Origin of the sequence: Haloarchaeobius marinus, from assembly GCF_051207415.1 — an archaeon.
GTDB lineage: Archaea > Halobacteriota > Halobacteria > Halobacteriales > Natrialbaceae > Haloarchaeobius.
Genome location: NZ_JBPKGD010000001.1, coordinates 898,806 through 921,720 on the forward strand (window position 1 = coordinate 898,806; position 22,915 = coordinate 921,720).

Below are 22,915 nucleotides of genomic sequence, written 5' to 3' on the forward strand. Positions count from 1 at the left end.
AGGTACTATCTTCTACCTGTCTCTTACGGGCGCTTAGCTCAGCCTGGACAGAGTACTTGGCTTCGGACCAAGCTGCCGCGGGTTCAAATCCTGCAGCGCCCATCATTCTGCGTGACGGGTAACATTTGGCAGACGGCGGTACGGCGCTTATAAAGGAACCCCTCTTCGGCCGTTTTGATTTCATCACATTTCGGAACGGGGGTCGCCGGAGTCATGCGATTCGCTTGCATTTGAATGACACCGCGAGGACATAATACTTGGGTAGAGAGTGTAATTGGCTGCGCGTGAGAGACTTTGGCGTCCAACTTCGGCCCTTTCCCGCCACTCAACTCAGCACTTCAGATATGGATCCCGTCTGCTTCCACGCAGTTCCTCGTCCCTCAGAGTTCCTGTTCCATCTTCTCGAAGAGGGTACGCCATCGTTTGGGCACGTCGTCAGTGTCGTACACCCCTTCGTTCGCCAGTTCTAAGAGCCGGATGGCTTCCTCATCGGTGAGGTTCTGAAGATTCAACTCCTCCACGGTCTTTTCGCGCGCCCATTCCGTGCTCATTGGTCGGTCGCGTTTGATCGCTCCGTGGAAATGGAACCAGAACATGAGATTGCCTTCGGACGGAACGGGTTGGCGCTTATCCTTACGGACTCGGTCTGGAAGCAGTGGAAGCACCGGTACTGCCGAAAGAACGCTGAGGAACGACCGTCGAAACATGCCGTCGACAATGTGACTCCATTCCTAAAATCTACCTCCACCCTGAGTACAGTCCCAGGTTCGTACTCACGTACATACGTGGGTACACAAGTGAGTAATTACGTGGCCCTGTGAACTCTTCAGCAGGTGTCGTGGCGAGTTTGACGATGATTGCCTCGTTGATCCGTTCAATGAAGACACAGATATCGTCGGTGGAACGCGTTCAACCAGCGAGGATGGGGATTTACATCACTTGTTGGACCAGGCTGTCAAGTCGGTTTAACACCGAGTCACAATTCCCTCCCTCTTTAGCAGTGTCACGCAACTCATCGAATAGGTCGGCCAGAGTCGCCACGATAGGTTCTTCGAGCGATGTCGGATCGATAACAGGGAGTTCGTTGAGCGCGCTGATGCTGAGTTTCTCGTAGCCGCCTTGCTGCGGTTGTGTCTGTGTTTGGATCACCTGCTGTCCGATGTTGCTATTCAGGTACGCGAGCAACGCTTTCAGCTCAGTTTCCTCAAGGGACATGTCGTAGAATCCACGAAAGTTGTTGATATTTCTCGCCGTTGTCTCGTTGAGGATGAAGGTGAAGCCGTCTCGACCGGCGTCTTGTACCAAGAATCGAGGCGAGGCTTGTCGACGGGGTCGATACCAGTACGGGCGATTCTCGATTACGTTCGCTCCGAGCGAGTTGGTCCGGTAGACACTATCCAGTAGATACGAAACGACGTTCGACACCTCGCCGTCGCTGTTCCTCGGGACCGAGTCAGCGTTGAATAGCACTTGCTTCTCGAAGTCTCCCCGTGACTTCGGGACATCTGGTAGTTCGTCTGGGTCTAGTAGCCACACCTCCTCACCAGTAACTCGTAATTGCTCCCAGTCCGCTTCACGGAAATCGTACCCGTCGACGAGCTTTGGTTGGCGAATGAGTCGAGACAAGTGTTTCTCAGAGATTCCGGACTCGTCGACTTCGTTCTGAGTCAGGCAGAAAAACGTCACATCGCCGGTGGACTTCCCGCGGTGGATCGTGACGAACTCGCCGAGCTCAGTCAGCTCGCTTGTATCGACGTCGCAGGGATTGAATAGTGCTGCCCAGTTTTGCCCGGGCACAAGATCTGCTTGCGGAACGTGATTGATGAACCCCCACTCAGTCTCACCCTGTTCCCCATTCTGCACTGCGTTATGAAGCGTACTCGAATCGATGGACTCGTCCACGCGAATGAAGCGCGTCTCACCCTCGTTACCACCAGAACTTGCTTCTAAGAAGGAAACGAGTGCGGTGACTTGGGCGTCCTCGAAAACCGATTCGCCTGCCGGGTCGAACTGAACGAGCGCGGTGATGGAAAACTCGTCCAGCAGGAACTGTTTGAGCGATTCGCCGTAGGCAGTGGTGAGGAAGCTGTCCGGCGTGAGGAATGCCGCACGGTCTCCCGAGGACAGGAATGAGCGAGCGTGGAGCAGAAAGTACGCGTAGAGCGGTGACCGCGCACTCACGTCGATTCCTGTCGATTGTTCTATGGCCGCGTTGATCCGGTTTTTGTATTTTTTCGGGAGTGCATCTCCGCTCGTGTACGGTGGATTGCACACGATCCCGGTGATGTCGCGCTGAAGATCGTCTGTATCAAGGTCCAAGAAGTCGCGCATACGTGGTGTGTTTAGCTGGCCACTCAACGTGAGCGCTGTCGCGCCCATGACCCGAGCGAGGGGGCTGCGTTCGATCCCGTCAACGTGCGTGGGGTCAGTGTTCAGACGCCAGCGTGGGTGAAACGCGCTGGATAGTACACCTGCTCCCATTCCAGGGTCGAGAAGGTGGTCGGCGTCACGGTTAGCCCAAGACTTCATCGTCGCTGCAATTTCCGGCGGTGTCCGAAACTGCCCGAGTGACTGCCGGTACTCGCTCGGTGTTAGCTCCGCGTAGAGCTTCCCGATATCTTCCGTCGGCTGGGGTGAGAAGAGCAATCGATCCCGGTGAGCCAACGCAGATTCCAGGGCGTCCTTATCAGCCAGTTCCGCGACGTGGTCAAGAACGAACGTATCGAACGCTCCGTCTCCTGTCCGCTTCCGTGCGTTGTGAAACGCCTGCTGTACCGGAGCGATGAGCGGCGGAACGACATCGCGGCACCGGTACCATTCGTACAGGGCCGATTTCAGTAGGACACTCAGGACGGCGTGACGTGCAATCGTCCGCTGTACCGCCCCAGTGTCGAACGAACCGAGGCCGTGTAGATCGCACCACTCCAGGATTTGCTCGCGGAGTGACTCCGATAATTCCATATCAAACGCCGGGGTGACGGTGCCTGCTGCCTGTTGAATGTCCTCAATGAGCTCATCTGTGACTACGGGCGCAAATGATTGAGAGACTGAGTCCCACTCGTAGCTGAGTCGGTCGAGTACACGATTTGTGATTCGATCCTTCACTGCGGGCTTCCACACCTCGATACCAACGCTGGCAGCAGTCTGGTACAGCGCTCCTTTAGAGAACGGTGCTGGAATCTCGTGCCCGTCGCTCGTGAGCTGCCGGATGACGTCGTCTACCTGTTCACTCCGACGCCCGTCCAACCCCACTGGGGCGACCGGTGAGTGGGCTATCCCGCCGCTCGTTACCGGGGACGGGACAGGGGTCGGAGGATACGAACGAGCGTTGCTACCCGTTCCCCGACGGTGGAGTCGGTTGATTTCTTCTGAGTCTCTCATATACCTCGCTGCGGGCACGATCCGCAGTTACGCCAGCCACTCGTGAGGAGTCGGGTTCCGAGGCAATCGCTGGGTGTCCGTGGCAGCCGCTGGAGCTACGTTTCGATCAGATGACCGAATTCGTCGACGACGATCTCACCGTCGATGTAGTGTTCTTCGCACCAGTCCAGCGCTGCTTCCTCGTCGAGGGGTTCGATCTCCGCACCGCCAGTCGTGCCGCCCCCGCTACACGGCTTGGCGTATTTCGTTGCCGCACCACCCTCACCGTGGAGGAAGTACTCCCCGCCTGAGGTCTTGTATAGCGTTTCGATGAGGTAGTAGAAGTCACCTCGATTCGTGTTTGGGGCATGCTGGGCAATCTCTTCGGCTCGGTCCGTGTCGTACAGTCTCCTGTCGATGACGCGCTGCATGTCAAAACAGGACATTACCTGGTCGTATTAAAGGGTTAGCCCTGAGATACCCCTATTTCTAACGCCACAGGCCGTTAGAAGCCGAAATCCGGACTGACAGTATGCCCGCCCGACTGACAGCACGACCATATCGCCGATAGTGACAATATAGGCACCACTTCACCCGCGAAAAGACGGTGAATCGCTCAACACACCGCGCGCCACCGGGAAGCCCTACCTTCCTCGATGAATTCTTTGTAATGCCACCACATCGCCGAGGATGTGCGGAATCTGGAAGACAACACGAACTCAAAACGACTTAACCAGACATTCTCTATGACTCGGAGACAGGAGCACTCAATCTGGATGAGGAGATTGTCGATGTCCGTTACGCTGAACAGAGACCAGGAGTCGTTGAGTTGCTCTTCGAGCCCGTCGACGAACCAGTTTTTTGAGAACAGAGCGAACCGTTCGTCTCGATCAGCCGGTCCCTAGCGGACGTACTCGGCCTTCGCTCGTAGGCTCTCGACGAGGTCTTCCCCAACTGAATCTCCCGGTCGTAGAAGGTCATACTTTAGATAATGATTACTGCGATAATGATCTATGCATTCGGTCAACCAGACCCAACCGAGAGTTGCTTGGACTGCGAACAGAGTACCGAATCAAGCCCAGCGAAAGATTCAGGAAAAACAAGGCCGGAGAGCCGGGACTACCGTCCGTCCAATCCCTCGGTTTCGACTGGTCACTCCTCGAACCCTGGACCGACAGTGAACGAGTCCGGCGCACAGGCCAGTTGGTTGTGTTGGCACCACTGGCAGTGCTCACCAGCAGTGTACCGACCGAACGTGAACTCGGCAATACGGGTCATCGACGCCGTCACGTCGTCCCTGACTGCCGCCAGGTCACCGTCACTAAACGTTCGGGATTCGACCTTCGGCCCGATTTCGCCGACGTACGCGTACCCAGCACGCGCCACTGGCTCGTCGTACAGGTCACGACACGCTAATAGGTAGATTGGGAGTTGCTTATCGTCCTCCAAGTCGCGGTGACGTTCGGTGGCCTTGTAGTCGATGACGAGGAGCTCACCGCCTGGCGTCCGGTAGACGGCGTCGATGTAACCGACGAGCTCGTGCCCGTCGATGTCGAGTTCGAACTCCCGCTCCGCGTCGATGATCTCGTAGTCTATGAGGTCTAACTCGAAGTACCGGTCGATGCACTCCTTCGCCGCCAGGAGCGCGTCCTCGGCGCGGCGTTGACTGGCGAGCCGCTCACAGATTTCGTACCACCTCTCACGACGTTTTACGTCTTGCTTCGCGGCTTGCTCTGCAGTGTCGTGGAACAGTAGTCCGATCTCACGTTGCGATACACCGCCCTCAGCATCGCTCGTGGCCGCGGTCTCCTGATAGTCGGGGAATGCGTTAACCACGTAGTCCAGATAGTGGCTCCGCGGACATTCCTCGTAGGCTGCCAGCGACGTGTAACTGTGCGAGAGCGACGGCGGCGGCGTCGACGGGCCGTTTAGCGACGTAATCTGGAGTGTCTCCCGCTCGGCTCTTGGTGAGAGATCTCCGTTGAAGGTGGCTGTTGCGAGGTCTATCACGCGGTCGCGCGCTGCCTCGACTGTCAGTTCTTCTCCGTCGTGATTGACGGTACCACCAACGTGCCCGACCGTCTCGCTGGCCAGTGTGTCCGTCCAGTCTACCGCCTCGCCCGGGAGACACTCTTGGACGTCGGCCCAGAGGGGGAGCTGTCCTCGCTCTGGCTGCCACGGAATTCGTGGTGGGAGAACCTCGTCAACGGACTCCGTAACCGGGTGTACGTCCGCAGCATCGTCGTCGTCCTCGCTGCCGCCCTGAAGAACGAGTATGTCTTCGGCGCGCGTGATGCCGACGTGGAACACACGACGGGTTTCACGAGCGTCACGCTCGACGAAATCCTCGGCGAACGCAGCCTCTGCGCCGTCGGAGAGGCTGGTTTCGAGCGCGTCGTAGGTACGTGAACTCGGTGCCCACTCGTCGGTTGTGACTTGCGGGATGAGGACGACGGGGAAGTCAAGGCCCTTGCTCTTGTGGATGGTCATCACGCTGACCGCGTCGTCGGCGACATCCGGCTGACTCGTCGGGGAAGAGCCGCTCTCGTCGAACAGGGAGTCGTAGTGTTCGAGCGAGTCGATGAACTCCGGCGTGAGGGGTGGTTGGACGCCACTATCCCCGTACTGTTCGATGACATCCTCTAGTTGGGCGAGGTCCCGGCGCTCCTGCTCGCTGAGATACCACTCGATGTTCGTGATGTCTGTGAGTTCGCGGTAGAGGTGGCTGAGCGACGCCGAATTTCGGAGGTCGAGGAGTTCCGTGACGTGGTTACGGGCTTCCGCGACGCGGTCAGGCTCCTTGAACTCGTCGAGCGGGGTCTTGCGGAGCGTGTCTACGAGCGGGTCGTCGCCCGCGTTGAGGGTGCGGAGGTCCGCATCGCGGAGCCGGTACCGCATCAGGAGGACGCGATTCCAGCTCACCTCGTCTTCGGGCCGTGCGAGTGCTTTCAGGTAGGCAGTCACGGTGCCGACACCGACTGATTCTGTGGCCAGATCGCCAGCAACCTGGTACGGGATGCCGGCATCTTCGAATTCCTCGATGACGGGCGTCGCGTGGTCGTTCTTCCGGACAAGTAACGCAATGTCGCCTGGATCGTACGCCTCATCGGGGTTCGCTGCTGCTCCGCTCAGCAGATTCTGCACGACGGTTCGAAGTTGGGTAGCGCCGTCTGCATCGTCCTCATCCGGCAGTTCGACGGTAGCGACAGTGTCCCCGTCGTACGCAGGTTCGTCGACGCGCTTCAGTGTCTTGTGTCGTTCGCGGTGATCGAGCTTCTGTATCGCCTCGTTCGCCAGGTCGAGAACCGGCTGTCGGGAGCGGAAGTTCTCCTCTAACGGTTCATCTTCGAGCGCGGCGAACGCACGGTCGAGTTCGTCAGTGATGTTGGCGACGTGTGCGCCACGCCACTCGTAGATCGCCTGATCGTCGTCGCCGACGACGAACAGGTTGTCGTCGGTGACGAGTGACGTGACGAGGTCGAACTGGAGGCGGTCGGTATCCTGGAACTCGTCACAGAACACGTAGTCCCACCGGTTAGCGATTTCCTCGCCTACCGGTGACTCCATCAGTGCAGCCGTTTCCACAACGAGCCCATCGAAGTCGATGAGATTCCGCTCGTCGAGCTCACGCTCGTACGCGGCGTACCCCGCAGTCAGGTCACGGGCAGTGAGACAGTCCGAGAGGAACGAGTCGAGATGGTCCGTGAGTTCGAGATCAAGATTGTCCGGAATGCCTTTCGGCGCACCGCTCGCGTACCCACCGAACAGGTACTTCGGGAGCTTGTACGCGTTATCCGGCAGTTCCCGCTCGCCTACCTCATGGGCTTCGAACGCTGCTTCCAGCGCGTCGCAAAGATCCACAAGTCGGTCGAGGAAGTCACGTGCGCTGCCTTCCATACCGTCCGTCCCGAGCGCGTCGCGTTCAGTAACGAGATCAGCACGCGCGTCTGGGAGCGAGCCCAGTACGCTCGACACGGACCGGCCGCCCAGATGGTCGCTGGCAATAGCCTCGACACGCTCAGAGAGGTCGGCGAGTTCGTAGACGCAGTCAGCAGGGCCGAGGAAGTCGTCGATGTCGTCGGGCGTGATGCCGCTGCGCTTCATCGACCCGATGAAGTTGAGCAGCTTCGACGCGGCCCCTGACGCGTACCCGTCGCTCCCGTACACGTTGGGTTTCACAAATCGGTACTCGATGTCGTCCAGAACGTCCAGCACGATGGCGTACTTCTCGGCGTCCGTGGCGACCTCGAAGTCCGGATCGATCCCGGCTTCGTACGCGTAGTCAGTGAGGATCTCGTTACAGATCGAGTGGTACGTGTACGCGTCGATGTCGTACCCGGCCGCGCCGAGTTTCGCGTTGAGTTTCTCACGCATCGAGTCCGCAGCGTTGTTCGTGAACGTCAACGCGAGAATCCGGTCCGGGGACACGTCCTCCTCGTCGATGAGGTGCTCGATCTTCCGCACCATCGTGAACGTCTTCCCCGTCCCGGCCCCGGCGAGCACACGCATCGGGTAGGCGTCAGAGTCGATGATCGTCTGCTGTTGGGGCTCCGGAGACACATCTTCCTCCGGGACCGGGAGCCACGACGGGTACTCGTCACTGTCACCGCTCATCGTCGCACCTCCGTCGACAGGCGATCCGCACACATCTCTCGATAGTCACAGTCCGGGCACGCCTCCTCGTTGAGGAGATTGAACGGTTCTGGCTCGTGGGTTCCGTTCGTGATGCCGTCGTGCGCGGCGCGAATGAGCCCCCAAATTGTCTCGTAGTGGTCTTCGTAGATCTCCGTAGTTTCCCGTGGCCACCCGCGTGCAGACACGTCATATCCAGACGGTGTACTCTCGAACGACGTTTTGTTGAGGAGGCCGTAGAAACTGAATCGGACCTCCATTCCGTCCTCGTAGAACGGTTCGTTCTTCACGCCCTCGATGTACGTCGCCGTCTGGAACGCGTTCCGGACACGCTTCGGCTCGTGGGCCTCCCCGTCGAGGTGGTCGCCGAGGTACTCGGCTGTCCCGTCGGAGAGCATCCCGTGTGTTTTCCGCTTGTAATCGAAGATATGGATACCCTCGTCCGTCCGGACGACGTTGTCTGCTTTCCCGTGAAGTCCTCGCCCATCTACTTCACATTCTATCCAGCATTCGGTTGTGATTGAGCGGAGTGCGTGGTCGATGCCGACCCCGCCGTCAGGATCGAAGAACGACTCGATGGCAGCCCGGTTCTCAGCGCGCTGGTACTCCCGGTGTGCTCGTGATTCGTAGTCGTCCGCGCTACTGTGTTCGTCCCACTTCGCATCAAAGATCCGCATCGCTCGGTCGTGAATCACCCCTGGTGGATCGTCGCGGTCGGTCGCCTCACACGTGTCTTCGATAGTCTCGTGGTAAATCGTCCCCTGATTTAGGTAGAGTTCAGTGCGGTCCGGCGCGTTCACGTCCTGTACGTATCGATAATCGTACAGCCGTGGGCACGTCGCATAGTTCGCCAGCCGCGACGGTGAGAGCGACTCCTGGCTCATCGTCGCACCTCCCCGTTAGCGAACTCGACACGCGCACGCAACGCCTTCCGGAGTTCCTCGCCACGCGCCCCGCTCTTATCGAGCAGGTCCTGCACCTCGCCGAGTTCCGCTTCCACCTCGTCGAGCGACACCGTCACGTCCTGACTGTTCGCGCGACGAACCGCGGCGAGCGCGTCGTCAACCCGCGACAACAGGAAGTCCTCCGCCGCTTGCTCGCTCGTGATGTGTGGCTTGTCGGCTTGGGTGACCCACGGCAGGCGGTCGTACGCGTCTGTGAGGAACCGCGACGCTTGCGCACGCTCTTCCAACGCAGTGTCCTCGAACTCGTACAGACAACAGTACAGGTGCTCGTTTGCAGCGCCAGCCCCAATCGCCAGGCGTCGCCGCGCGTGTTCTGTGTGATACCGCGCGAACGGCCGACTCGACGCCGTGGATGTCGTCGGGAACGTCGCATCTACGTCCGGCTCGTCAAGTTCCGTGACACCGGGGTAGTCCGGCATCGACGCGACCCGCTCGGTCGGGAACAACCGCGTCAGGAACGGGTCACCCGGGTACTCACTGTCGACAAGATTCACGAGAAACACCGCGCGGAACGACTCGTTCTTGATCGCCTGCAAGTGGTCCACGCGGACGCCGCCATCGAGGTCAGTCGCGCTCGTCTGATTCTGTTGCGGTGCGTACTCGTGGGCGCGTTCCAGCATCTCCTCGAAGGATTCCCACGTCGCATCCACGAACTCAGTCTCTTCGAGGAACTCGGCCATCCGGAACGCCCGCTTGACGTTTCCGAACTGCGCCCGTGCGTTCAGCGGGGTCGCGCGTTCCGCGATCCGCTCTTTCAACCCTGCGTCTGTCGCCAACCAGCGAATCCCATCTTCGAGGTTGTCTATCTCGCGGACGCGGTCTAAGCGCTCCGTATCGAGGTCTGGGCCGTGGTCGGGCACCCCGTCCTCGTCGTCGGTAGCAAGATGCCGAACGGCAGCGAGGAGTTCCCGAATCGCGGGGTCGTCTCCGAAACCAGTGACTGTTGTCGATTCCGTCGGGATTCCAGTGCGTTCGAGCGCTTCGATAGTGTCCGTAACGGTACTCCCACTTTGCTTCGTGGCGACAGCGATGTCGTCGTAGTTCCAGTCCGACTGCGCGACGAGGGCTTCGATCTCGTTGGCAATCTCGGCGAGTTGTTCGTCACTGGAATCTGTTGCGAGGACGGAGACCGACCCGGTTTCCGGGTCTTCCGGGACCGTTTCGTCGGCGAAATACGCTGCTGTGGCAGCTGGTCGCGTCGATGGCGATCCCGATGTCCCGCGGCGAGATTCGCTAAACGAGACGTAGTCCATAACGGGCCCTGTCTCGACCCACGTGCGGCGCACACTGGCGTTCTCTTCGGCGATACAGACGAGTTCACAGTCCCCTGCGAGCGTGTCGAGATACGCGCGGTCGAGCGGGAAGAACTCCTCAAACTCGACTGCGAGCACCGCCTCGAAATCGACGACATCGCCGCGGGCATCCCCGGTCAGGACATCGAGCGCGTCCGAGATGAGTTGCCCGCGTTCCATGTGGTCGTGCTCGGCGAGCCACTCATGGAACGCGTCGAGCGCAGCCGTGATGTCACGGAGTTCGGGGGTTTCCTCGGGCGTGACCGTTTGCCAAGAGATCGTGCCCATCACGGCATCCACATCCTCGATGAACGACGGCTGTTCGGACGCCCGTTGGAGGTACTTCGTTTCCCACTCGTAATCCACGAGAAATCGGTGGAGGAGTTCTCGGCGTAGCGCGTCGGAGAGAATGACGCGGTCATCGGTCTGATTGAGGACATCGGTCGCGTGCACGACGAGCGACGTCACGTACGGCGTCGCCGCACCCGGCAACTCCTTACCCAAGGTCTCCCGGAACGCGTCCGTACTCGTCGGCGCACCCGTGATGACGAGCACATCCTCAGAATCATGCTCGTTGAGGAGCGTCTGGTATTCCTCCCGTGCTGTTCGTTCGACGTTTTCGCCTCCGAACGGTGCCGTGACTAACGTTCCGTCGAATCGCCGGTGAGATGAGTAGTCAGACATGGCTGTTATCCTCGGACGAGCCGTGTGACCCGAGACAGAACACCGGTGTTGTCAGCGGTTGTTTCAGTGTCGCGTCGTGCCTCTTCGATGATATTGGGCTCATCTATCCAATTCTTGAACCTGTTTGCGCTTTCAAACTGGACTGCCGGCCCGTAAATATTCGCCCGGATATGGGCTGGCGTAGCTTTTTGGAACTGCCAGCACTGCTGCTGATCCAAATTCGCCGAGAAATCAGCGACAACACGCCCGTCGTCTTTGAAATCGAGTTCACACAGCCCGTCGGTCAGCGCGCTGATCCACTTCCGACGCCCTGGGTCGTGTTCCTGCTCGGCGGGTTTCTCCAGCGGTACGTACTCCGGTGGTTCCTTCTCGGCATACGCGTACAACTCTGCGAACACGTCCCGAGCATCCGCGAGTCGGTCCGACTGGTCTGGTAGAGAGATATCCCGCTGCAAGAACAGGTGGGCGAACCATGGGAACAGATTACAACTGTCTGCCTGCCCTGCGATCTGCGCGGCTGCTTCTCGTTCGTCCTTCTCCAGTTCGGAGAAGTTGACGTTGAAATCCAGCGTTTTCATCCGGGTCCGAAGTTCGGATTTGGGTTTCGTCGAGTCGTTCGAGGAGAAGATGAACGTCGGCATCTGGATGGTGCCGTCCCATTTTCCCTCCCAGTACGACTTGATGATGTCCCGGTCGATCTTCGACTTCGCCACGTCGTCAACGATGTACGGGAAAACGGTGTCCGATGCACGAGCACGCTCGATGTTGTTTTTGACGAAGTCGTCGCCGGTCGTGACCTCCTGTACGTACCCGTTCGAGATGAGTCGCGCTCCGAACCGCAGGAACATGCCCTTCCCGCTGTCGTTGTCGCCGTGAAGGAACAGGAACGGTAGGTCCTTGTCGAGTTCTGCGGATTCGTACTCGGCGTAGTGATGGGCGCAGTAGTTTGCGAACGGAGCCCAGCAGAAGTAGATAACTCCCTCGTAGAAGTGCGCGCGTGTTTCCTTCGTCGTTCGCGTTTCGCCGAACTCGCCGACCGTTTCGACGTACTGCTCGATCAGGTCGAGCGCGTCAGCGACTTCCTGCGGGTCATCCGGGAGAGGAGCCGTTAATTCGAGGACGGAGTCGTCAACTCGCAGCCCGACCGTCTTCTCTTCCTTGTCGACGTTGAGGTCGGGGTATCCGGTGAAGGTCTCTTTGTACCGTGCGATGCCGGCGGGTGTCGCTACGATTTCACCGTCGTTGATACGGATGTTGTTGGCGGACAGCGTGTCGTCCAGATTCGAGATAGCGTCTTCGAGCCCCTGCGGGGAGAGGCGCACACGCTTGTCCGGACTGATCTCTGTTGGATCGGTATCCGTATCTTCGGCGGCGAACACCGCCTTTTCTGCTTCTTCGGCGTCCGTGACGACGTTGTACGTGTTGACTTGGTCGTCGTCAACCGCTTCGTCGAGCCGGGCGTTCAGCTCGGCGACCGGGTCGTCACTGAACTCGTCGCCACCTAGCCAAATGTCGTAGATCTTCGCCTCTTCTTCTGCCGTGTCGGCGTCTTCGATCTCCTCGGTGAGGTCTTCCATGAACGGCGTCGCGTAGTCCTTGTGGAACGCGTAGAGCCGTTCGAACCACTCGTCGACGGGCGTGTCCCCGTCGGTACGCCAGGCCATGTTGACGTTGGTTTGTTTGCTCCCCTGCCATGCCTGCTTCGAGAGGTTCGCCGAGCCACAGATGAGGGTGCGAGACCCGTCCTGGTTCTCGACGATGTAGAGTTTCGTGTGGAGGAGGACACGCGGGGAATCGACGGTGTGGATGCGGAGATCACCGTCTCGCCGCAGCGATTCCAGTTGCGCGGCGATTTTCTTCGCGTTGTTCGTGTTCTTCAGCGACCGCCGGTAGTCATCGTGCTGGTTGTCCCCGACGATGACCTCCAGGGAGTCCACTGCGAGGTCACAGTTCTGAAACATCTTGTAGATGAACGCGGGTGACTGACTGTACGTGACGCAGTAGACGTGCTGGGCGTCACCGAAGTAGTTCAGAAAACTGTCCCATGATTTGTCGGCAGCCATCTCCAGGTCGGCGGTGCTGCCGTCATCGAACTTGACCGTTGCTTCGAATTCAGTCTTGGTCATGCAAGGGTTACCGGTGTGGCGATGAGTGCGTGAGTGGTTGCGTGTGGCAGTACTGGCGCATGGTCAGATGTATGGGACACCGCGGATGACGCTACCCTTGGTGAGGTAGCCCTTCATGGCGAAGTCGGCGCATTTGTCGGCGTAGTACGTGGTGATGGGGAGCCGGGTGGACCGGCTCAGCGACCCTACGTGTGCCTCCGACAGCCAGTAGGTTTGCTCCGCGAGCGTGTCGAGATCTGTCGATCCGTGGCGTTTCACGATCTGTAGCGGCCGCGGCGTGCCAGGACTGCCCTCCTTCCCGCCGGTCGTGGTCAGGTAGGAGTGGTTGCCGTTGTGGACGTGGAAGGCGACGCCTTTGTCCGCGATATCGAACCGTGATTTCGATTCGTCGTACTCGGCGATGCGGGGGTTCCCGGACTTTCGAATCTCGACGAGGTCGAACCGCTGGATGAGATCCCTAGCCTTGTCGATACGCTTGATCAGGCTCTCGATGTCGAGGTAGAATTTCCCGTCCCGATGGATGACTACGTGCCGCGGTGGTCGGCCTTCCTCTTCGGCGAAGATTTCTAGAACGTGCTTGATGACGTTCGCTACGTCGTCCTCGTCGAACGTCTCGCCAGCTTGCTTCGTGACGGCCTCGGACGCGAGGATGGTTCCGTCGGCCATGATGACGTTCGCGGCCGCGCCGAGGTGTTGCTTTGTCGCGTGGTCGTAGGTCACGTCGAGGCCGACGAACGCGTCAACGTCCCCTGGGACGTCGTCGATCCGCCATGGCACGCCGCCCGCTTTCCCGATTAGAGACGAGCTGATGTTCCCGAGATAGCTGTCGTTGCCGAGATTGTCGATGGTGATCATCTGACTCGGCACCCCGAGTTGTCCAAGTCGGCGCTTAAACTCGGGATACGGGTCGTCGTAGTCTGCTGCCGCGGCTTTGTCCTTAGCAGGGACGACGATTAGCGCCGCGTCGTAGTCGCTTGCCTTCTGTGCATGCTGGGAGTAGTGGAACTCCGAACCCAGTTCGTAGGTCTCCTGGTCGAACTTCGTCGGCTTTCCGTCGTAGTCCGCGAGCTTGCCGAGAACTGAAAGGACGTACGGTCGTGCTGCGGCTTGTTCGCTGTCCGGATACAGCGCGATGATGTCGAACGACTCTGGAGCCTTGTACACGCCGTAGCCCTTCCGTTCCAGCCCGCCAGCCCCGTAGTACCCTGTTCGACCATCACCGAACCGCAGGTTCGGGATATTCGGTGTCTTGTGTTCTCGGTACCCGGCGTTTGTTGGCTGCGGGACCGGGTCGAAGCCGAAGTACGGCGTCGGGCCGAGCAGGTCGACGAACGACGTGACGACGTTGAACCGCTCCTCGGGTTTCATCCGGCTCTCGTTGTGGATGACGTTCAGGAACGTTTCATCGACGCGGCCCAACTGGTCGAACGTCGGGATGACCTTACAGTACTCCAGGAGCTGCGGGAAGATCGAATCCTCGCCGCTCCCGTACTTTAGGTCAGCAATGACTGGATCCCCGGCCCGCATCGAGTCGATGACGTCCTGTTCGACGTGTTTCTCGTGGTACTCCGACATCGGGACGCCTGGCCCGTCCAGCATATCATCGTAGTCCATGTCGATGAGCTCCGTGACCGTCGCCGTGCGCGCACTGTCGTACAGGTCCGTGTCGTGCTCGACGGTCACACCGGCGATGTCGTATCCGCGTTGCACCCAGTCGGCAGCGGAGAACGTCGATTCGAGATGGTATGCGACGTTTACACCGCAAATCACGGTCCCGTCAGCATCGACGCGAATCCGGCACTTGTACTTCCGATAGGCTTCGAACAACCCGCTGTTCGCGGTCCGCTGCGGGGTGGGCTCGATGATCGAGTCGATCCCGGACACCTCGAAGCGACCAGCAACGGCTCGTTTCACGTCCTGCTTGACGAACTCCTGGAGCGGGCCGTCGTTCGTGTACGAGCGCGCTTCCAGCGTCGTCTCGCCCTGATGGACCGGCTTGACGGTGTACCCGTGAATCGAGATAGTACCGTGGAGTTTCTCGGTCGCGTAGATACGCCGCCGGGACGCGTCAGCCGTCGTCACGGGACTCCGGATTCGTGACTGGTAGTAGTTCGCCGCTTTCGCCGTGAACCCCTCAATCCCGTTCGTGAAATCATCAGGGTCGATTCCGCCGCTCCCGGTCGCCCGGATTTCGTACTCGTGGACCGGTAGCTCAGGCAACGACCCGAGTTCGAACTGCAGCAAGTAGTTCCCGTCCGAGAGCGGCTGTTGATGCAGGAGCTCGCCGCCACCATCAGCCGTCGGCCGCGAACTACCATCGACCTCGCTTCCGCGAACGAACTCTTCGTCACCGGGCTCATCCGATGTCGACGCGGCAGCACCACTCTCCCCTAACTGGTCGACTGGTTTTTCCGAGAGTTCACTACCGGTCGAATTATCGCTCCTGGCAGCGGCCGGAGGATCGTCTAATAGCGTGACGGTAAGGTCGTACCCCGGGTTGAGTTGCATCTCGCCCCGAAACTCGTTCCCGACGACGTTCTCTAGGAGATACCACTCCCCGATCTGCCATTCGAAGTCCGCGACGTCGTTGTTGTGAAACACTGTCAGATCTACCGCCGCGCCGTCGACGTCCTCCAGCTGGACTTTCCGAGCGATGGCATCGTGCTCCCACTCGTCAATCCCCGTGACGCGCAGCTCAATGTCGATCTCTTCCCCATCCTCGATATCGGCCTTGACTGCCATCTACGCCGACCAACGGACGCCCAGAATATATAATTTTTCACTAGGCGAATCTCAAACACGGTAAATCAATTTTAGATGCAACGAACTCTGTGGAAGCGTCTCTTCCCCACAAATGAGGCATTCATGAGGAAGTACCGAACGACACCGGGCGTCGGAAATTTGCCAATCATAGCCTGATAGACAGCAAGACATCAGTATACTCTGAATAGAGACATCGAGATGCGTGAATATTTGTACTAGCCCCTAGTAATCGTCTCTATGCTTGGGACAGGGAGTGCAGAAGAGTTCATCGACGACGCCGAGCAGCATAACCAGTGGTGGGGTGACGGTACCTCTCCAGAACTATCGCAAGCCACAGACCTTACCCCTCGATCTGATTTCCACCGCGTTCTCAAAACGACGAACACCCACTACACTGACGGCGTCGACAGCCTCGTCTACGCAATTCACGGCCAGACCGGCATCGGCAAAACTACTCTTCTCCACCAACTCGTCGCAGCGCTCCTCAACACGACAGACTTCCCGAACCAAAACACAGAACTCGAACTCACCTCCGAAATCGGACCGCGACAAATACTCTACATCCCCTTAGAGGACTCCCTATACCAACTCGAACGCGAAGGAGACGACATCAAACGCCTCAACCAGGTCATCGACTACTTCCAGACGCACGTCGCACCTCGTCAAGGACAAAAGTTCATCCTCCTCGACGATGTCCAAGCCCTTGACCTCGACGAGGATCGGAAAGCACAGCTACTCGACGCCGTCGACGAGGATACATACCTAATCCTGACCGGCATCGTCGCATCTCAAGTCGATCTCTCAGCTACCGAATCCGCCGACATCATCGAAGAATTCGAATTATGGCCGATTCTCCCGATGAAATTCATCGACACTGTTCAAATCGGCGAGGGACTCGGCGTCGATTTCGATGACGAATTCCGAACCAGACTCGAACAGTACCAATCACCCGACTTAGACGGACCATCGCCGATCAAGACGATCCGCACCGGGCTTTCCGGAAGAGATTCCGAGACCAATCTCGACACTGCTGTTGAGACACTCTCAGAACTCTGCTTCGACCTTTTCGACGCGGACGACCGAGACAATCTTCACGACGCCGCACGCGCGTACCTGCGCACAGGCGGCACGCTCCACCAGACAGACGACCCAACGATCCGGAACGAACTCTCCAAATCGCACTTCCTCCTCTTCCTCTACAAAGAACTTGCCAAGTACCGATCCATCCAACAACCCGAAAACCTCCACAGACTCAGTTCCATCGCAGCAACTAACGCCGGTGAGGAACTCAAGTACACCGCCCTCAGCGACCAAATCGGCGTCGACAGGCGGACGGTCGATAGTTACCTTGATGTTCTTGATGAGGGGATCGCTGTCACTGAATCACACGACTACTCCCTGCGACGCTACCGCCGCACCCGCCTGTACCTCCGCAACCCACGCCACCTCGTCCTTCTCTCCCAACGACAGGAACACTACGGCTTCGAAGGCTACGAACAGCAAGACACCCTCAACCACGAGTTCGAATACAAACTCGCCCGGACCGTCGCCTTTGATCACGCCAAACGTCTCGCATACACCGTCGGAGCATTCGATGTCGAATACACAGAAACCGAATCCGGTCTCATCGACTACATTCTCCACCGCAACGGGCACGTTCTCCCCTTCATCCTCTCTTACCACCCGCACACTGGCAACGCTGAATCAATCGCCGAAGACTTCGACCCCAACTCCGGCCAACATACCCAATCCGACAGCGAAGATCTCCGAGAATTAGACTACCAAGCGCCGTACCGGTTCGTCATCACCGACAGTCTCCCAAAGAGCGTTGCCGAGAGCGAGTCACTCGTTACTCAGAGAGGGGAAACAAGAATCTGTTATCTTCCATTCTGGCTGTTCCTCCTGATCTGTTAAGCAGATCCCAGGGTTGTTGAAGTCGATGAGTTCTGGTCCTGTGCCATTCTCTCAACACCATTTTCCCTGAGGTATATATCTCTGACTCGACACCAGTGTGTATGAACGGTTCCGGACCGGCCTCGATCTCGGATATTCAATGCCGGCACGTCGACACCTACGAGAGTAATCCGGATCGAATTGAGGCTGACGCGGGGACTGAACGTCAGGACCGCGCTGACTATGAGGGGCGGTTTGTCTTCGAGTTGCTACAGAACGCCGTCGACGAGATGGGCGACACTGACGAACCACGGGTACGGTTTGAACTCACGGAGGACAGGCTCCTCGTTGCGAACAACGGTGCGGCGTTCTCCTTCGAAGACCTTTACGCGCTGACGCTCACGACCCGAACGACAAAAGCTGGCGAGACGACTATTGGCCACAAGGGTCGGGGGTTCACGTCTGTTCTCGGCGTCACGGATAATCCGAGTGTATACTCAGAGAACGTTCAGGCGCAATTCAATCGAGATACGACGGTAGATCTCTTGAATGGCAACGATAAGATATCTGCTGAGCGGGACGACGCACTCGCCGCTGAACAAGTTCCCTTGCTCTGTCTTCCACACGAGACAACCACTCCGCCCCGAGTGCGAGCACTTTTGAATGATGGATTTACCACGGTGTTCGAACTTCCACTTCGAGACCCCGCTCGGCACCGGGAATCAATCCATACCAAGCTCGAAGGTCTAGACGCAAACACGGTAGCACTGCTGCCACAGCTTCAAAAGATAGAGATCAGCAGTCTCGGGCAAGACTGGGAATGGGAGATTGCCCGACACGATATGACCGGCTGTGACGCAACGCTCATAGAGCTCACCACAGACACAGCGGACAGCCCAGAGGATACACGCACCGACTGGTTCTGCCTGTTCGAACAAACCGATCTTGACCAAAAGCAGATATCGGACCGCGCGGATCTGACCCAGCCAGAGGTGGATGCGATGGGAGAATTACGCGTTGGTATCGCGTTCTCCGTGACCCCTGGGGACTCCCCTCCCTCTCTTCGCCCGAAGGGTTGGAAACTCAAGCCCGTGTACGGTGAGACTCACAACCAACCACCGTACCTTCACGTTTTCCTCCCGACGAAAGAACGCAGTCCGATCCCAGCGCTCGTGACTGGGACTTTCCAGTCAGATACGTCTCGCCGAAATCTCACACTCAACTACGATGACTCGCGCGGGTACGACGGCCAGTTCAATGCCCTCCTGTTCACGGCAGTCGGCGAGCTCCTCGCAGACAGTGTCATTTCATTCGTCGAGCAGTCCGCAACATCGGCGGGGGACTTCCTCACCACGCTGGACCCGTCGTTGGGGCAAGGCCGGGACTGGTCGTTCACCCAAGGGACTGTCGAGGACTGTCTCTTCGACGCGATCAAGACCCGACTCACGTCCGTTGAATTCCTACCGAGTGCGCGTGCTAACCAACGAGTTGCCATCGATGACATCACAGTACCCCCAACGTCCGCCCAACTCTCGGACTTAGGTACCGACTTCGTGTCTCTCCTCCAGTCCGGGGACAGTCAAGCCGACGACCAGCCGCACGTCCCTTCAGCGGAATTATCCACCCACCACCACACCCAGACGCTAGTAGCGTACGGTGCGTCACAGTACGACGCGCCATCGATACCGGGTTCCCTCGCTGCTGTTTCTGTGGATCCTCTCCTTAGCATCGTCGACGAACGTGAATTCGGCCGAACCCCCCCAGATGACGACGAGCCGTGCCGCCTCACGGTCGATCCGGTACTTGTCTATCTCGTTCGTCTACGTAAAACGATGGAGAGCGACGAGGACCGTTCAGCCTTCGACGAAGCATGCCGCCGACACGACGTGTTCCCCGTTGAGATCATAACCGACCCAGAAGGGACGAAGCACGCGATACGCGGTTCGAACGAGGCCGGTACGATCTTCATGCCACCAGAGGGCGACATTACAGCAGACGCCTTACCGACGCTCGAATTTCTTCCGCGTGAACTGTACCACGGCACGAACGCCGACCGCGCGGCACCGCTTCGGGAAGACGCACTCCCGGCGAACTTCGACGCCGACGTTCAGACGATCTGGGACATCAACGACTACCTGTTCTCACAAGTGTTCGACACCGCAATCAGTCCCCATCTCCCTGGACCAAACTCACCAAATGCGGACCCATCTATCCTCGCATCCGACGGGGTGTTACGAACGATCCGTGAGATGACGGACGTCCAGTCACCTGAAAACGACCGCAGCCCAGAATCTCCACTACTCTACCAATCTGCGAAGAAACCATACTCGGCCCTGGCACAACTTCCCATCCCGACACAGCCAACAGAGGACGGCACAGTCGAGTGGCATCCTGCACACCGCGTGTACTTCAGTTCGGCTTGGCAAACCGCGCTCAACCGCCCCGAAGACGCCCACATCGAACCATTCCTCAACGCCGTCGCCGCCCAAACTGATTCTGAACGATTCGATCCGAAGTTCCTAGCTTCACCTACGTGGTTCAATACTGACGAAGACGAAGAGCGCGCAGAGACGCTCGAAGCATGGGCAGCGTTCTTCTCGTGGCTCGGCGTGTTCGAACATCTACGCCCGCTGCCACTATTCGCGCCCGGTGAACAGCAGACGTATCGTCAGACACAGGGTCTCAGTCAACCGTCGAATTCGACGATTACAGCGTCCGAAGACCTCCAAGGAGACGGTGTCTACTCCGTCGATCACCGATACACGGGACTCACCGACACCGAATGGCAGTCGTACCGCGACCACCTCGTGGATGCGGTATCCTCGGAAATCCCCGACCCAGACGAGCAGTACCTGTTCCAAGTAAATTCTCTAGAGTACGCGTCGGAAATCCTCTCGGCCGCAAAACTATCGGACGAGGTTGGGAGTCGTCTCCTCACGCACCTCACGCGCTGGTGGGACCACGGTCTCTCCAAGCGACGACACACGACTGTCGCGGAGTTCACCAACGAACGGTGGCGTGGCAGTAACGTGAGCTATGTGTTCACGCACGATGAACAATCGGCGCTCGGCTGGAACCTGTGGGTGTGGCAACTCCGACAGGCATCTTGGGTGCCGACCTCGTTCGATGCCGTCCGCCCAACGGCCGCGTGGAGTCTTCCACGCAACGACCGTGAGCGCTTCAGCCTTGACGTGAATGGGCTACAGCCCTTGCTACCGTTCGTAGACGGGGGCTTCCCAACGAGAGAAAGTGAAACGCCAGTCAGCTTCGAAGAACTCGCCGACACACTCGGTATCGGGGTACGGCTGGAGCAAGGCACGTTCTCACCACAGGACGCCGAACGCGTGATCAGTCGTATCGGGGAGTTACTCGCGTGGACCGATGACGACCTCGCTCAGTACAGCAGTGCTGTCGAACTACTCTACACACGCGTCGCTGAACTCCTCCCGAGACTAACGCGTGGCAACCAGATCAGTGGCGAGTGGGACCCCGAACAAAGTGGGCTCTCGGACGCACTTGTCCTCTGCCGGGTTGACGATAAGTACGCCCTCAAACGCGCGGGTGACACCTACTTCGTCCGGTCACGAAGCAGTCGTGACCGCTACGGAAACCTCGGTGTTCCACTCCTCGCTATGTTCAAACCAGAAGCCGTCAGTCTCGGCGAATACTGCGGCGCAACCGACTTGCGAGCCGCTGTCGAGAAACAACCCGGATACGGCGATGAACGCCCTCTCCCGACATCTATCTCTGGCTTCGAAATCGACACCACGTGGCTCCAGACGGTCCTTGCCGCGCTCGTCCTACGACTCCGAACGAACCGACCATCATCCGCGCTCGTCGACCAAGACACGACCCGAACCAAGTCATTCTTCGATAACATCGTGTTCGTCACCGACCTCGATCTCAGCATCACGCTCACCGACGGCAGCTGGAACCGTAATCTCGACCCGAAACCGCAACCGTACCACATTGAACGCGACGGCGACACGATTACCACGATCCTCATCGACGCGACACTCAACCGAGAGGCGTTCGTCGATGCACTCACCGGCGCGTACACCGACCGGCTCGATGTCCCACAGTACTACGAGGCTGTCAACAACCTCGTGGACTACGCGTTCGGGAACGAAACGCCAGCTATCGCATTACATGAGCGACTCCGAACCGTCGGGAGCGAAGTCCCGAACGGCCAAATCGAAGCGACTCGGAAAGCACTCTTCGAAAGTGACCCTGAGGACCCACCGAAAGTGGACGGCGTGACAAATCACCCACCCGACCCTGAACCAGACAATGACGGCGCATTCGATTCCACCACGAACACACATACCGCAGCAGCTAACGGCGGATCGGAATCATCCACCGGCACGGCTGGAACCAGCGCACACTCCTCGCGCATCCCTAGTATCGACGCCGTCACTCGAATCGGCGACCGGCAAATCGCCGAATCACTCCGGAACGCCGATGTCTCCACAAACCCACCCGATAACGGTGGTCGCCAGGACTCGGGGAACGAGCAGTCCACGTCCAGTAATCATAGCGGTGGGGGTGGAGCTGCGTCACAAGAGTATCGTGACGAGATTGACGCGTTCGGTATGGCAATTACGATTGATGCAGAACGAACGCGGCTCGCGGATGCCGACGAACCCAACCCGGAATCGAAAGTCTTCGACGTTCACACACCAGAAGAATACCTGAAGCACCGCGAACACTCCGACCTCCTCGAATCCGCGATTCATCGGTTCGCAGACCAACGCGGCCTATCCGCCGCAGAAAACCCGCTCGACCGCGACTGGCCCGGATTCGACGTCCTAACGATCCGAACCGACGACAACGGCGAGGCAATGATCGACCGTTGCATCGAGCTCAAAACCTCCGGCCTGAACACACGCAAACCGTCACTCTCGTGGAACGAATGGAAAGCCGCAGGCGGCCCACTCAGCGAGCACTACTACCTCTACGTCGCCCGAAACATTCGACTCGGCAACAGCGGTGACGCAGAACTCCTCGAAATACCACAACCGTTCGACCGGTTACGGAACCGGCAACGCGAAACACGCGAACGGAACGTCCAGGTAGACCTCCGCAGCTTCGACTTCGACGACGACCCGATCATTGAACGCCCCATCGAGTGGGAGGAATAACCGACTACGCCTGCCGCGAGTCATCGAGCGGGGGTCGCAAGTAACGCCACCGGTTGACA

Annotated in this window: 10 protein-coding genes and 1 tRNA gene; 3 read left to right on the forward strand and 8 right to left on the reverse strand. The window is 58.7% G+C overall.

The features are described 5' to 3' along the window. The first annotated feature begins 27 nt into the window (after positions 1-27). Positions 28-102 (forward strand) — tRNA-Arg (locus ACSC1W_RS04630). A 278-nt stretch (positions 103-380) separates the two neighbouring features. On the opposite strand, the gene ACSC1W_RS04635 is transcribed toward ACSC1W_RS04630, so the two are convergent. The 8 genes from ACSC1W_RS04635 to ACSC1W_RS04670 all read right to left on the reverse strand — a co-directional run bounded on the left by ACSC1W_RS04635 (position 381) and on the right by ACSC1W_RS04670 (position 15,801). Next, a complete protein-coding gene (locus ACSC1W_RS04635; protein WP_435345693.1) occupies positions 381-551 on the reverse strand; it encodes a hypothetical protein in 171 nt (56 codons plus the stop codon). Between the two features lie 379 nt (positions 552-930). Next, the gene (locus ACSC1W_RS04640; RefSeq protein ID WP_435345694.1) at positions 931-3,381 is read right to left on the reverse strand and encodes an Eco57I restriction-modification methylase domain-containing protein; all 2,451 of its coding nucleotides are present in this window, start codon (positions 3,379-3,381) and stop codon (positions 931-933) included. 95 nt (positions 3,382-3,476) lie between these two features. Next, positions 3,477-3,791, reverse strand: coding sequence for a hypothetical protein (locus ACSC1W_RS04645; protein ID WP_435345695.1), 315 nt, complete (start codon positions 3,789-3,791; stop codon positions 3,477-3,479). 721 nt (positions 3,792-4,512) lie between these two features. Next, positions 4,513-7,974, reverse strand: coding sequence for an ATP-dependent helicase (locus ACSC1W_RS04650; protein WP_435345696.1), 3,462 nt, complete (start codon positions 7,972-7,974; stop codon positions 4,513-4,515). Then, positions 7,971-8,876, reverse strand: a complete 906-nt coding sequence (locus ACSC1W_RS04655) for a RecB family exonuclease (RefSeq protein WP_435345697.1) — start codon at positions 8,874-8,876, stop codon at positions 7,971-7,973. Before ACSC1W_RS04655 ends, ACSC1W_RS04650 begins: the two co-directional genes overlap by 4 nt. Further along, entirely contained in the window at positions 8,873-10,933 is a 2,061-nt protein-coding gene (locus ACSC1W_RS04660) for a PD-(D/E)XK nuclease family protein (RefSeq protein ID WP_435345698.1), read from the reverse strand. The genes ACSC1W_RS04655 and ACSC1W_RS04660 overlap by 4 nt, the downstream gene beginning before the upstream one ends. A gap of 5 nt (positions 10,934-10,938) precedes the next feature. Continuing rightward, positions 10,939-13,059, reverse strand: coding sequence for a phospholipase D-like domain-containing protein (locus ACSC1W_RS04665; protein ID WP_435345699.1), 2,121 nt, complete (start codon positions 13,057-13,059; stop codon positions 10,939-10,941). A 63-nt stretch (positions 13,060-13,122) separates the two neighbouring features. Beyond that, positions 13,123-15,801, reverse strand: coding sequence for a Piwi domain-containing protein (locus ACSC1W_RS04670; protein ID WP_435345700.1), 2,679 nt, complete (start codon positions 15,799-15,801; stop codon positions 13,123-13,125). A gap of 258 nt (positions 15,802-16,059) precedes the next feature. Here ACSC1W_RS04670 and ACSC1W_RS04675 point away from each other — a divergent pair, with 258 nt between their 5' ends. Beyond that, positions 16,060-17,736 (forward strand): DUF8612 domain-containing protein, encoded by a 1,677-nt coding sequence (locus ACSC1W_RS04675; protein ID WP_435345701.1) that lies wholly within the window; start codon positions 16,060-16,062, stop codon positions 17,734-17,736. Positions 17,737-17,837: 101 nt separating this feature from the next. Then, entirely contained in the window at positions 17,838-22,856 is a 5,019-nt protein-coding gene (locus ACSC1W_RS04680; RefSeq protein ID WP_435345702.1) for a sacsin N-terminal ATP-binding-like domain-containing protein, read from the forward strand. The last annotated feature ends 59 nt before the right edge of the window (positions 22,857-22,915 follow it).

Coding starts and splice junctions, on each gene's coding strand:
- ACSC1W_RS04635 (WP_435345693.1), bottom strand. CDS start 551: ATGAGCACGGAATGGGCGCGCGAAAAGACCGTGGAGGAGTTGAATCTT.
- ACSC1W_RS04640 (WP_435345694.1), bottom strand. CDS start 3,381: ATGAGAGACTCAGAAGAAATCAACCGACTCCACCGTCGGGGAACGGGT.
- ACSC1W_RS04645 (WP_435345695.1), bottom strand. CDS start 3,791: ATGCAGCGCGTCATCGACAGGAGACTGTACGACACGGACCGAGCCGAA.
- ACSC1W_RS04650 (WP_435345696.1), bottom strand. CDS start 7,974: ATGAGCGGTGACAGTGACGAGTACCCGTCGTGGCTCCCGGTCCCGGAG.
- ACSC1W_RS04655 (WP_435345697.1), bottom strand. CDS start 8,876: ATGAGCCAGGAGTCGCTCTCACCGTCGCGGCTGGCGAACTATGCGACG.
- ACSC1W_RS04660 (WP_435345698.1), bottom strand. CDS start 10,933: ATGTCTGACTACTCATCTCACCGGCGATTCGACGGAACGTTAGTCACG.
- ACSC1W_RS04665 (WP_435345699.1), bottom strand. CDS start 13,059: ATGACCAAGACTGAATTCGAAGCAACGGTCAAGTTCGATGACGGCAGC.
- ACSC1W_RS04670 (WP_435345700.1), bottom strand. CDS start 15,801: ATGGCAGTCAAGGCCGATATCGAGGATGGGGAAGAGATCGACATTGAG.
- ACSC1W_RS04675 (WP_435345701.1), top strand. CDS start 16,060: ATGCTTGGGACAGGGAGTGCAGAAGAGTTCATCGACGACGCCGAGCAG.
- ACSC1W_RS04680 (WP_435345702.1), top strand. CDS start 17,838: ATGAACGGTTCCGGACCGGCCTCGATCTCGGATATTCAATGCCGGCAC.